We start from the raw sequence: 11475 nt of genomic DNA, 5'->3' as shown, positions 1-11475 counted from the left end.
ACCTAACCTATAGCAAATAAGATTTCTCCCTCGCAAGCCTTAACTCCATCTACTGTAGCTAGTGCTTTGCCTATGCCAATTTTACCCTTCATTTTTATTATTTCAACTTCTAGCTTTAACACATCACCAGGAACTACTTTTCTCTTAAATCTTGCCTTTTCAATACCTGCAAAATATGCAGTTTTGCCTTTAAATTCTTCCTTGCTAAGGATAGCCACAGCTCCTAATTGAGCTAGGGCTTCCACAATTAAAACTCCTGGCATTACAGGTTCATTTGGAAAATGTCCTTGAAAGAAAGGTTCATTCACAGTAACATTCTTTGTTCCAACTGCTCTAACGCCTACTTCTAGTTCTTCTACTCTATCAAGTAACAAAAATGGATATCTATGAGGAATTATTTCCTTTATTTCATTAACATTAAGCATAATTATGCCCTCCTAATTTTGAATAGAGGTTGCCCATATTCAACCATTGCTTCATTTTTTACTAAAATTTCTACAACCTCACCATCAACATCACTCTCTATCTCATTCATAAGCTTCATAGCTTCAATTATGCAAAGCACGTCACCTTTTTTAACCTTGTTTCCTTTTTCAACAAAGTTATCTTTGTCTGCTGAAGGAGCACCATAGAAGGTTCCTACTATAGGAGATTTAACAATAAATAAATCTTCTTCACTTATAACTTCTGTTTCAACTTTCTTTTCTGCTTTAACTTCTGTATTTTCAGCTTTTTGTACTTGAGTCACAGCTTCAACTACTGTATCTTCAGTTGCTTTTAATGCAGAACTAACATGCCCTTCACTAACCTTTGCTGAATATTCTCTTGTTAGGGATTTATCCATTTTTAAATGGCAATCCCCAAAGTCATACTCAAAAAATGCTAAATCAGAATTATTTATAATTTCAATAAGTTCTTTTATTTCACCTATTTGCATATTCTTCACCTTATTCCCATCTCTTAAATAGTAATGTAGCATTATGTCCACCAAAACCTAAGGAATTTGATAAAACATATTTTAATTCTGCTTTTCTTCCTTCGTTAACAACATAATCTAAATCACATTCTTCATCTGGTACCTTATATCCAATAGTTGGAGGTATAAATCCTTCTTCTAAAGCCTTTGTACATAGTACTGCTTCAATACCACCAGCTGCACCTAATAAATGTCCTGTCATACTCTTTGTTGATGAAACTGGTACTTTATAAGCATAGTCTTCAAATACTCTTTTTATAGCTATAGTTTCAAATTTATCATTGTATGGTGTACTTGTTCCATGTGCATTAATATAAGAAACTTCTTCTTTTGAAATTCCAGCTTCCTTTATTGATAACTCCATAGCTTTTGCAGCACCTTCACCATCTGGACTTGGAGAAGTAATGTGATAAGCATCACAAGTTGAACCATATCCAACTACTTCTGCATATATTTTAGCTCCTCTTTTTTGTGCATGCTCAAGGCTCTCTAGAATTACTATTCCAGCACCTTCTCCTATAACAAATCCACTTCTTTCCTTATCAAAAGGTATAGAGGCTCTTTCAATATCGTTATTTGAATTTAATGCTTTTAGGTTAGTAAAACCAGCTACCCCTAATCTTGTTATTGGAGCTTCAGCACCACCAGCTATCATAACATCTGCAAAACCAAATTTAATGTTTCTGAAAGCATCTCCAATTGAGTTAGTTGCAGAAGCACAAGCTGTAACTGATGCATTACTAATTCCCTTAGCACCATATTTTATTGCAATGTTTCCTGTAGCCATGTTTATAATTGCCATAGGTACAAAAAGTGGAGAAACTCTATTTGGTCCTTTAGTAAATAAGTTTTCACACTCTTTTTCTATAGTGCCAAGACCACCAATACCTGATCCTACTAATACACCAAATCTATCTTTATCTATCTCATCTAAGTTTAACTTTGAATCTAAGATAGCTTCTTCAGCTGCTACTAAAGCAAACTGTGAAAATCTATCCATTCTCTTAACTTCTTTTTTATCAATTACTGATTCTGGGTTGAAGTCCTTAACTTCAGCTCCTATCTTAACTTTAAAATCTGTAGTATCAAAGGCCTTTATATAATCAACCCCTGAAACTCCATTCTTAGTATTATTCCAAAAATCGCTAATATTATTCCCAATTGGAGTTACTGCTCCTAATCCTGTAATTACTACTCTATTTTCCATAATTTCACCTCACTACATTACCATTCCACCATCAATATTTATAACCTGACCTGTTACATAATCAGAAGCTGATGAAGCTAAAAATGCTACAACTTCCGCTACATCTTTCGGCTGACCTAATCTCTTTAATGGTATGTTATCTTGAATTTTTTCCTTAACATTGTCTGTTAAAACTGATGTCATATCTGTACTGATATAGCCTGGAGCTACTGCATTTACATTTATTCCTCTTCCACCAAGTTCTTTGGCTAGAGATTTAGTCATACCAATTATTCCTGCCTTTGAAGCTGAATAATTAACTTGACCTGCATTTCCTGTTATTCCAACTACTGAAGATACGTTAATTATTTTTCCGCCTCTTTGTTTTACCATCACTGGAGTTACATGCTTTAAACAATTGAAAGTACCCTTCAAATTTACGTCTATTACTTGATCAAAATCTTCTTCCTTCATTCTTAAGATAAGACCATCTTTTGTTATCCCTGCATTATTAACTAATACATCTATAGTTCCAAAAGTACTCTTTGCAGTTTCAATTAAATTTTTTGCATCAGCATCCTTACTAACATCACCACAAACCAAAGCAACTTGTACTCCCATGCTTTCAAGCTCTGCTTTTAACTTTTCTGCTTCCTCATGATTGCTTCTATAGCTTGCTACTACGTTAAGTCCCATTGTTCCAAACTTTAAGGCTATAGCTCTACCTATTCCTCTTGTTGCTCCTGTAACCACTGCACATTTATTCATAAACACAAATTTCCTCCTACATGTTATCAATTTGACTTAGCATCTTGAAAAAATAAATAAGTCCATATACTAGTCTATCTTCAGATGCCCTATTGTTTCTTCTAATGTTGTTAAATTTTCAACATTAAATACTCTTACGTTACTGTCTATTTTTTTAACTAGTCTTCCTAATGTATTTCCTGGTCCAACTTCAATAAAAGTATCAACTTCATTATTTATAATATGTGTTATAGTTTTATGGAATAGAACTGAGCTCTTTATCTGCTTCTTAAGTAGATCCTTTATATCATCTTCCTTAGTATAAGGTGTTCCTTTTACATTTGAATATACAATGCTATTCAGTTCTCCTATATTAATAGGAAGTAACTCTTTTTCAAAATTTGTAGCTGCATCATCTAATAAAGAACAATGGAAAGGCGCACTTACTGGCAACTTTATAGCTTTACCACCCTTGCTCTTAGTTATTTCTATAGCTTTGGTCAGAGCATCATTTACACCTGCTATAACTACCTGCCCTGGGCAATTGAAGTTTGCAGCTTCAACAACTCCTGCCTCAGAAGCCATTTTACAAATTTCTATAACTTCCTCATCCTTTAATCCTTGTATCGCAGCCATTCCACCAACTCCTACAGGAACAGCCTCCTGCATTAATCTTCCTCTTCTCTTAACTAAAGCTACTGTTTCATTAAATTTAAGAGCTCCGCCATGTATAAGAGCTGAATATTCTCCAAGACTTAATCCTGTAGACATGTGAGCCTTAACTCCATGCAATTCCAGAGCCTTTAAAACTGCCATATTTACTGTAACTATGGCTGGTTGTGTATTTTCTGTAGTATTCAGTTGTGCTTTTTCTCCGCTAAAGCACATTTCTGATATCTTAAATCCTAAAGCTTCATCAGCTTCCTGAAATATTTCTTTACACTGAGGTATATTTTCATATAACTCTTTTCCCATTCCAACGTATTGTGATCCTTGCCCTGCAAATAAATAAGCTATTTTACCCATGACTTCTCCTTTGTCTTATAATGTATTTTTATCTATATATTACTAGTTACTTCCTTGTCTAACTAAAAAAATCTGTGGCACATTTACATTTATTATTTATTGCTAGATATCTCAAACTATTTTTGATACCTTTTAATAACTTCATCTGCTTGTTGCATTATTTCATTTATTATCTCTGCTGCAGTTTGTTCTTTATTTATTAAACCTGATATTTGACCTGCCATTATAGATCCCATACTTACGTCTCCATCCTTCGCTGCTCTTGCTAATGCTCCTGTACCTAACTTTTCAAGTTCTTCAACTGGAGCGCCTTCTTTCTCTAGTTTCATAAACTCTCTAGCTAACTTGTTTCTTATAATTCTAACTGGATGTCCTGTAGCTCTTCCAGTAACATCAGTATCTATATCATTAGCTTTTAAAACTGCATCCTTATAATTTTGATGTACAGTACATTCCTTTGCTACTAAAAATCTAGTTCCTATTTGAACACCTTCAGCACCTAACATCATGCTAGCAGCGAAACCTCTTCCGTCTCCTATACCACCAGCAGCTATAACTGGTATCTGTACAGCATCTACAACTTGTGGTACTAAAGCCATAGTAGTCAATTGTCCTACGTGTCCTCCAGATTCTGTTCCTTCTGCAACTATAGCATCTGCCCCTGCTCTTTCCATTCTTTTCGCTAAAGCTACAGATGCAACCACTGGAATAACTTTAATTCCATTAGCCTTCCACATCTCCATATACTTTCCTGGGCTGCCTGCTCCTGTTGTTACAACTTTAACTCCTTCTTCACAAACTAACTTTGCCACCTCTTCTGCTTGTGGTGACATAAGCATTATATTTACACCGAAAGGTTTATTGGTCATAGATTTAGCTTTTCTTATCTCTTGTCTTATCCAATCAATAGGCGCATTTCCTGTTATAATACCTAATCCACCAGCCTCACTAACCGCAATTGCCAATGAAGCATCTGCAATCCATGCCATTCCTCCCTGTATAATAGGATATTCGATTTCTAAAAGTTCAGTTATTCTTGACATATTATCCTCCCTAGTGAATAGGTTAGATATTAAAATAATATCTAACCTATAAAAGTATTTATTAAAGTTTTACCAGTCCTTAGTCTATACCAAATCTAAAATTATGCGTTTATCTTTGATTCTACATAATCCACAGCATCTTTTACACTCTTCATGCTTTCTGCATCTTCTAATTGAATGTTAAATGCTTCTTCTATTTCTATTATTACTTGGAATAAATCTAATGAATCTACACCTAAATCTTCAAATGTAGTCTCTAACTGTACCTTTTCTTCTTCTACTTCTAATTGCTCACATATTATCTTTCTTATTTTTTCAAAAACCATTTATAGTTCCTCCTAAAATTTTATATATTATTTAATTAATCTCTTACCATTCAATAAGTGCAGCACCATAAGTAAGTCCTCCACCAAATCCAACTAAGATTATCTTATCTCCAGGTTCCAACTTTTCTGATACCTCTGCCAAAGCTATTGGTATGCTGGCCCCGGAAGTATTCCCATATTTATTTAAATTAATATAGAATTTATCTATATTAATATTTAACTTTTTAGCTGCATAACTTATTATTCTAAGATTAGCTTGATGAGGAACAACATACTTAATATTCTCTAATTGTTCTCCTGCATCTTTTAGTACTTTATTTAATGCATCTATCATAGCTCTAGTGGCGAATTTAAATACTTCGCCTCCTTGCATTGTAATGTATGGATATTTTTTTTCTAATTGTTCCTTCACAAAAGGATTTACTACATCTACAGCTCCAACCTCAAGAGAATTTCCTTTATCTCCTTCGGACATAGTGTAGATAGACTTTATTCCACAATTACCTTCTTCTGCTTTAATTATTACTGCTCCAGCTCCATCTCCAAATAAAACAGCAGTACTTCTATCCTTCCAGTTCATAACTTTGGATAATACCTCTGCCCCTATTACTAGAGCAATTTTATGCTGGCCAGTTTTAACCATTGCATTTGCTACACTTAATGCATATAAAAAACCAGTACAAGCTGCACTAACATCAAACGCTGTAGCTTTATGCGCTTTTATATTTTTCTGTACAATACAAGCAGTAGATGGAGTGTACATATCAGGAGTTATAGTGGCTACAATAATTAAATCTACATCTTCACTCTTTATCTTAGCCTTATCTAATGCTTTAAAAGCTGCTTTAGTAGCTAATTCAGATGTATCTTCTCCTTCAGATATACGTCTTCCCTGAATGCCAGTTCTGCTCACTATCCATTCATCGCTTGTATCCATAAACTTGGTCAAGTCATCATTGCTTACTATATTGTCTGGCAAATATCTACCTGCACCAACTATCCTTGCATTTATCATGAAACTTTACTCCTTGTTGTTATTAGGCATATTTTGACTTGTTATTTATTTTCAGTTGCCGTATTACTTAAGTGATATCTATAAGTAAAATAAGCACTTAACTTTTCTAAAGATGATATTAGTATCTCCTCTTCTTTATCATCAATTCCTTTAATAGTTTCTTTTATCATATCAGAATGAAATTTTTCATGAACTCTATAAGCTAACTTTCCTTTTTTGGTTAATCTTATCATCACAACTCTTCTGTCTTCTTCAATTCTTTCTCTTGTAACATATTCTTTCTTTATAAGCTTGTTTACTGCTGTAGTAAGTGTTCCTACAGTTATCTTTAAATCTGAAGCTACTTCTGACATTGTTCTTGGAGTGTACATTCCTATAGCCTCAATAGTATGTATTTCAGTAATTGACAAATCGGAAAATGGCCCATTCTTTAATGCATCGTGTTCTATTTCAAGGAGTTCATTGAAAAGTTGAACCAGAAGCTTATTCAGTACGTGCTCACTCTTATTCATTTTTCCATCCCCTTTTAGCCATCTGAAAAGAAATAAGTTTATATTCTATCAATTTTCAGATGCTTTATTTCGATTATCAAAGTACTTGTTTTGATAATCAAAATATACTATAATCAAAATATGTTGTCAAGGAGAATTTATTTTTTTACCAAACTCTCCTAAAAGGAGCTGATTATTACGTCAATTAGTAATTATTATGAAAACTTAGATTTAAATTTATTATCTGCTAGTCTAAAAACTAAATATCTAGGAAGAATTTCACTATACTTTAAGACTATAGATTCTACTAACTCTAGAGCAAAAAATATAATCAAATCAAAGCTTACTCCATTAAAAAGTGGAACCATACTAATTGCAGAAGAACAATCTGCAGGTAGAGGTCGTTTGGAAAGAAAATGGCAGAGTCCAGCATCTTCAGGTCTTTTATTTACTATTGTTATTAACACTAATCTAGATATTATTCAATTACCAAAGACCACTTTAATTGTAGCCGCAGCTATCTGCACTTCACTAAAAAACTTAAATGTAGATGCTAAAATCAAATGGCCAAATGATATATTTATAAACAACAGAAAAATTGGAGGAATTCTAACTGAATTAATTAATAACGAAGATAAAACTTACTCATTAATAATTGGTATAGGATTAAATATAAATACTAGAGAAGAAGATTTTTCGCAGGAAATAAATAATATTGCTACATCTTTAGCAATAGAGTATAGATGTTATTTTAGTAGAGAGCTTATACTTGCAGAAATTCTAAATAACTTCGAAAAACTTTGGGGAGACTTCTCACAAAATTTATCTCTAGAAAATATAATAAAAATTTGCAAAGATAATTCAGCAATATTAAATAAGCAAATTTTTCTTATTAAGAATGGAAACTATGAAGAAGTTTTGGCAAAAGATTTAACTTCTAATGGAGAATTAGTTATTGAAATGAATAATGGAAGTGATGCTATCATTTCCTCAGGTGAAATATCTATAAAATTAAAATAATGGAGGAACTATTTATGAAATTATCTACAAAGGAACTAATACTCGTATCACTTTTTGCTGCTCTAACAGCAATATCAGCCATGTTTTCAATTCCAATAGGTCCTGTACCTGTTACCTTACAAACATTTATGGTGATTTTATCTGGTATTGTTTTAGGCTCAAGACTGGGCTTAATGTCTCAATTAATATATTTATTATTAGGACTTATTGGTTTACCTGTTTTTTCTGGGGGTGCTGGAGGCTTAGGCACTGTATTAACTCCATCCTTTGGATTCCTAATAGGTTTTCCTATAGCAGCTTATGTTATCGGAAAGATAATAGAAAAATATAATTCTAAAGTTACCATAATACTTGCTGTAATAATAGGAAGCATAATTCCTTATATCACTGGAATACCTTATTTTTATTTAATATTTACTAATTATTTAGGAAAATCTATAACATTATATAAAACTTTAAGTTTAACAATGATACCATTTATCCCTGGAGACTGCATAAAAGCTTTTGTTGCCATTACTTGTGGATCAGCAATTATAAAATATAATTTTGGATTAGCAGTTTCAAAAAAAACAGTAAGTCCCTTTAATAAAAGCAACAGTTAAAACACAGTATAATGATAAAAGGCACTGGACATACTGTCCAGTGCCTATACATTTATCTTTCTAAGCTTGTTCTACTTCACTAACAAGTTCATTCATCAATTCTTTAACTGTAACTATCTTATCGTTTCTATATCCATTGCTTCCTGTAAAAAGCAATGCATTATCCACATCACCTTCTGCTGCATTAATTAATGCTCTTGAAATACAATAAACAGTCGTAGCTGGATTACATTTTCTTATACATCTAAAGCACTTAGTTACTTTTATATTTCCTTCACTTGCCTGCTCTATAAACTTATTCCTTATAGCTCTTCCAGGCATTCCTACAGGACTCTTAACTAGCTGTATATCTTCCTTGTTACAGTTGATAAACGCATTTTTATACTCTACATCAGCATCACATTCTTCAGTACAAATAAATCTAGTTCCCATCTGTACTCCTGAAGCTCCTAGTTTTAAAAATCTAGCAATATCTGCTCCTGTATATATACCACCTGCAGCAATTACAGGTATCTTAACATCAAACTTGTGTTCAAATTCTTTTACTACATTAAGTACATCTTGAACAATATGTTCTAATGTATCATCAGTTCTAACTTCAAGTTCATTTAACTTAAACCCAAGGTGACCACCAGCTTCTGGTCCCTCTACTACTACAAAGTCTGGCAATCTCGAAAATCTTTCATGCCATAATTTACACATTATTTTTGCTGCTTTTCCTGAAGATACAATTGGTGCTATCTTTGTGTTACTTCCCTCTACCAATTTAGGTAAATCTGTTGGAAGTCCTGCTCCAGATATTATAACATCAGCACCTGCTTCAGCTGCAATCTTTACAAAATCATCATAATCGTTCATTGCTACCATTATATTAACGCCTATAACTCCTTTTGGAGCCAGCTCTTTTGCTCTCGCTATTTCCTTCTTCAAAGCTCTAATATTAGCTTCTTTGGTGTTTTCTAAAAAATCATGCTCTTTAAATCCAACTTGGGCTGCTGAGATTACTCCAATTCCACCTTCATTAGCTACTGCTGAAGCTAAACCCGAAAGTGAAATACCAACTCCCATTCCTCCTTGTATTATAGGAACCTTAACTTCTAGATCTTTTATCTTTAAAGAATTTAATTGCACCTAATCACCCTCTTATTTGTTTTTATAATAAAATATTTTGATAATCAAATTATATATATAGATTTTGGTGTTGTCAAACGAATATTTCAAACTATATTAGAAAACACATCCACTAAATAGCAATTAAAGCATAATTTAAAGAGAAGTCCTTCACATTCAAGACTTCCCTTTCTAAAATAAAATCTTATCTACTTAATTGAGCAATTTGCTTGTATACTTCTATAAACTTATTGTTGAAATCATCTTTTTCCTCTTCTGATATACCCATCTCACCTAATTTACCAGAAATAAACGCCAGTTCTAAATTAAGCCTCATCAACTCATTTTCTTTATTTTGATCCTTATTTACAGAATTAATCTTTTGCAAATATTCTTCATAACCACAATTATAACTTAATATTTTTCCTTCTTTTAGGTGAAAAATTCTAGTTGCTACATTATTAATAAAATATCTATCATGAGATACAAAAATTACTGCTCCTTTAAATTCCTTTAGAACTTGCTCCATTTTTTCTCTAGATGGCATATCTAAATAATTAGTAGGTTCATCCATTATAAGCATATTTCCACCACTTAAGATAAGATTACAAAAGGCAACTCTAACCTTTTCACCCATACTTAAGTCTTTAATTTTCTTAAATACATCATCCCCTTTAAACAATAGGGTTGAAAGAAACAATCTAGCTTCTCTTTCAGTGATGTCATTGCACAAAACATTCTCAAGTATTGTTTCTTCAAACTTTAGAGTATCTAAATTTTGAGAGAGATATGCAATCTTTATTGAAGGATTAATTGTTATCTTACCAGAATAATTTTTATCTTCACCTATAATCATCTTAAGTAGTGTAGTCTTACCACTACCATTTACACCTATAAGCCCAACCTTATCCCCTTTCAATATTTCAAATGATATATTTCCAAAAATCTTTCTCTCTGAAAACTCTTTTGTGAGACCCTTAGCTTGAAGTATATATCTCGGCAACTTCAAATTCATAACACTCTTATTTATAATATTAAAGCATGGAGATAGCTGCTTTTCAGGTTTCTCCACCTTATTTTCACGCAATCTTTCCAGTTGTTTTTCTTTATTCCTCATTACACTTACATGCTTTTTAGCCTTTGCTCTCTGAAAATCATTTTGCCCAGCATCCTTATGAGCCTTTGCATACCATTCCTTACGATCCTCAATCATTTCTTCAAGTTCTTCTATTTTTCTTTGCTGTTTTGAGTACTCTTTTTGATTTTCTCTATCTTCAATTTCTTTAAGTTCTACAAATTTGCTATAGTTCCCGCAGTATTCATTTATTACACCTTTATTCATATACCATATCTTATTACAAACCTTATCTAAAAAATATCTATCATGTGAGATTACCACAAAGGTTCTATCTTGTAGGACCTTCTGCAAAAAATCTGTAGTTTCAATATCCAAATGGTTTGTTGGCTCATCTAAAATCATAATATCGCAGGAACTTAAATATGCCTTCAGTAACATTACCTTAGTTTTTTCTCCACCACTCAACTTACTCATGTCATAATTAAGCATATCTCCATTGCAGTTAAGTTTAGATAGAACCTCTTCCAAATCCAATTTGCTTATATCCGTTTTTAAAAAGCTGTCTAGATGAGATTTTACAGAACCTTCTTCATCTACCTCCGGATACAGATACATAACTCTTAAATTTAGAGGAGAATAACTGAGTTCACCTTTTTCAAAATGTTCCTCACCAACTAATATTTTAGCTAAAGTGCTCTTGCCTATACCATTAGCACCTATTATTCCAAGCCTATCGCCACTATTTATCTTACCTTTAATTCCACTAAATACTGCTTTTCCTTCATAATCTTTGTATATATTATTGAAAAATATATTCATAACATCACCCCCATTTACTCACAAAAATCACTTACC

13 protein-coding genes are annotated in these 11475 nt (G+C 32.6%); 2 read left to right on the top strand and 11 right to left on the bottom strand.

Annotation, left to right across the window (positions count from 1 at the left end; genetic code table 11):
• Positions 1 to 2 precede the first annotated feature (2 nt).
• The 9 genes from fabZ to OCU47_RS03455 all read right to left on the bottom strand — a co-directional run bounded on the left by fabZ (position 3) and on the right by OCU47_RS03455 (position 6831).
• Complete coding sequence (fabZ, locus tag OCU47_RS03495) at positions 3 to 425, bottom strand: 3-hydroxyacyl-ACP dehydratase FabZ (protein WP_261827204.1); 423 nt, start codon at positions 423 to 425, stop codon at positions 3 to 5.
• Positions 426 to 427: 2 nt separating this feature from the next.
• Positions 428 to 937, bottom strand: coding sequence for an acetyl-CoA carboxylase biotin carboxyl carrier protein (accB, locus tag OCU47_RS03490; RefSeq protein ID WP_261830576.1), 510 nt, complete (start codon positions 935 to 937; stop codon positions 428 to 430).
• Between the two features lie 10 nt (positions 938 to 947).
• Positions 948 to 2183, bottom strand: a complete 1236-nt coding sequence (gene fabF / locus OCU47_RS03485) for a beta-ketoacyl-ACP synthase II (protein WP_261827203.1) — start codon at positions 2181 to 2183, stop codon at positions 948 to 950.
• Positions 2184 to 2195: 12 nt separating this feature from the next.
• Positions 2196 to 2936: a 3-oxoacyl-[acyl-carrier-protein] reductase gene (gene fabG / locus OCU47_RS03480; RefSeq protein ID WP_261827202.1), complete on the bottom strand. Its 741-nt coding sequence runs from the start codon at positions 2934 to 2936 to the stop codon at positions 2196 to 2198.
• A gap of 63 nt (positions 2937 to 2999) precedes the next feature.
• Entirely contained in the window at positions 3000 to 3935 is a 936-nt protein-coding gene (gene fabD, locus OCU47_RS03475) for an ACP S-malonyltransferase (protein WP_261827201.1), read from the bottom strand.
• Between the two features lie 116 nt (positions 3936 to 4051).
• Entirely contained in the window at positions 4052 to 4978 is a 927-nt protein-coding gene (fabK, locus tag OCU47_RS03470; protein WP_261827200.1) for an enoyl-[acyl-carrier-protein] reductase FabK, read from the bottom strand.
• Positions 4979 to 5079: 101 nt separating this feature from the next.
• Positions 5080 to 5304: an acyl carrier protein gene (locus tag OCU47_RS03465; RefSeq protein WP_261827199.1), complete on the bottom strand. Its 225-nt coding sequence runs from the start codon at positions 5302 to 5304 to the stop codon at positions 5080 to 5082.
• Positions 5305 to 5347: 43 nt separating this feature from the next.
• Positions 5348 to 6319, bottom strand: coding sequence for a beta-ketoacyl-ACP synthase III (locus OCU47_RS03460; RefSeq protein WP_261827198.1), 972 nt, complete (start codon positions 6317 to 6319; stop codon positions 5348 to 5350).
• A gap of 41 nt (positions 6320 to 6360) precedes the next feature.
• Complete coding sequence (locus OCU47_RS03455) at positions 6361 to 6831, bottom strand: MarR family winged helix-turn-helix transcriptional regulator (protein WP_261827197.1); 471 nt, start codon at positions 6829 to 6831, stop codon at positions 6361 to 6363.
• Positions 6832 to 6999: 168 nt separating this feature from the next.
• Here OCU47_RS03455 and OCU47_RS03450 point away from each other — a divergent pair, with 168 nt between their 5' ends.
• Both OCU47_RS03450 and OCU47_RS03445 read left to right on the top strand, forming a co-directional pair.
• Positions 7000 to 7830 (top strand): biotin--[acetyl-CoA-carboxylase] ligase, encoded by an 831-nt coding sequence (locus OCU47_RS03450; RefSeq protein WP_309297463.1) that lies wholly within the window; start codon positions 7000 to 7002, stop codon positions 7828 to 7830.
• A gap of 14 nt (positions 7831 to 7844) precedes the next feature.
• A complete protein-coding gene (locus OCU47_RS03445; RefSeq protein ID WP_261827196.1) occupies positions 7845 to 8432 on the top strand; it encodes a biotin transporter BioY in 588 nt (195 codons plus the stop codon).
• Positions 8433 to 8492: 60 nt separating this feature from the next.
• Here the strand turns inward: OCU47_RS03445 and OCU47_RS03440 are convergent, their stop codons facing one another.
• Positions 8493 to 9563, bottom strand: coding sequence for an NAD(P)H-dependent flavin oxidoreductase (locus OCU47_RS03440; RefSeq protein WP_261827195.1), 1071 nt, complete (start codon positions 9561 to 9563; stop codon positions 8493 to 8495).
• A gap of 184 nt (positions 9564 to 9747) precedes the next feature.
• Complete coding sequence (gene abc-f / locus OCU47_RS03435; RefSeq protein WP_261827194.1) at positions 9748 to 11439, bottom strand: ribosomal protection-like ABC-F family protein; 1692 nt, start codon at positions 11437 to 11439, stop codon at positions 9748 to 9750.
• Positions 11440 to 11475: the final 36 nt, after the last annotated feature.

Source organism: Clostridium sp. TW13 (assembly GCF_024345225.1).
Taxonomy (GTDB): domain Bacteria; phylum Bacillota; class Clostridia; order Clostridiales; family Clostridiaceae; genus Inconstantimicrobium; species Inconstantimicrobium mannanitabidum.
Note: the sequence above shows the minus strand (reverse complement) of the source record. Positions and strands in the feature narration are given on the sequence as shown.

Coding starts and splice junctions, on each gene's coding strand:
- OCU47_RS03445 (WP_261827196.1), top strand. CDS start 7,845: ATGAAATTATCTACAAAGGAACTAATACTCGTATCACTTTTTGCTGCT.
- OCU47_RS03455 (WP_261827197.1), bottom strand. CDS start 6,831: ATGAATAAGAGTGAGCACGTACTGAATAAGCTTCTGGTTCAACTTTTC.
- abc-f (WP_261827194.1), bottom strand. CDS start 11,439: ATGAATATATTTTTCAATAATATATACAAAGATTATGAAGGAAAAGCA.
- fabZ (WP_261827204.1), bottom strand. CDS start 425: ATGCTTAATGTTAATGAAATAAAGGAAATAATTCCTCATAGATATCCA.
- accB (WP_261830576.1), bottom strand. CDS start 937: ATGCAAATAGGTGAAATAAAAGAACTTATTGAAATTATAAATAATTCT.
- OCU47_RS03460 (WP_261827198.1), bottom strand. CDS start 6,319: ATGATAAATGCAAGGATAGTTGGTGCAGGTAGATATTTGCCAGACAAT.
- fabF (WP_261827203.1), bottom strand. CDS start 2,183: ATGGAAAATAGAGTAGTAATTACAGGATTAGGAGCAGTAACTCCAATT.
- OCU47_RS03465 (WP_261827199.1), bottom strand. CDS start 5,304: ATGGTTTTTGAAAAAATAAGAAAGATAATATGTGAGCAATTAGAAGTA.
- fabD (WP_261827201.1), bottom strand. CDS start 3,935: ATGGGTAAAATAGCTTATTTATTTGCAGGGCAAGGATCACAATACGTT.
- fabK (WP_261827200.1), bottom strand. CDS start 4,978: ATGTCAAGAATAACTGAACTTTTAGAAATCGAATATCCTATTATACAG.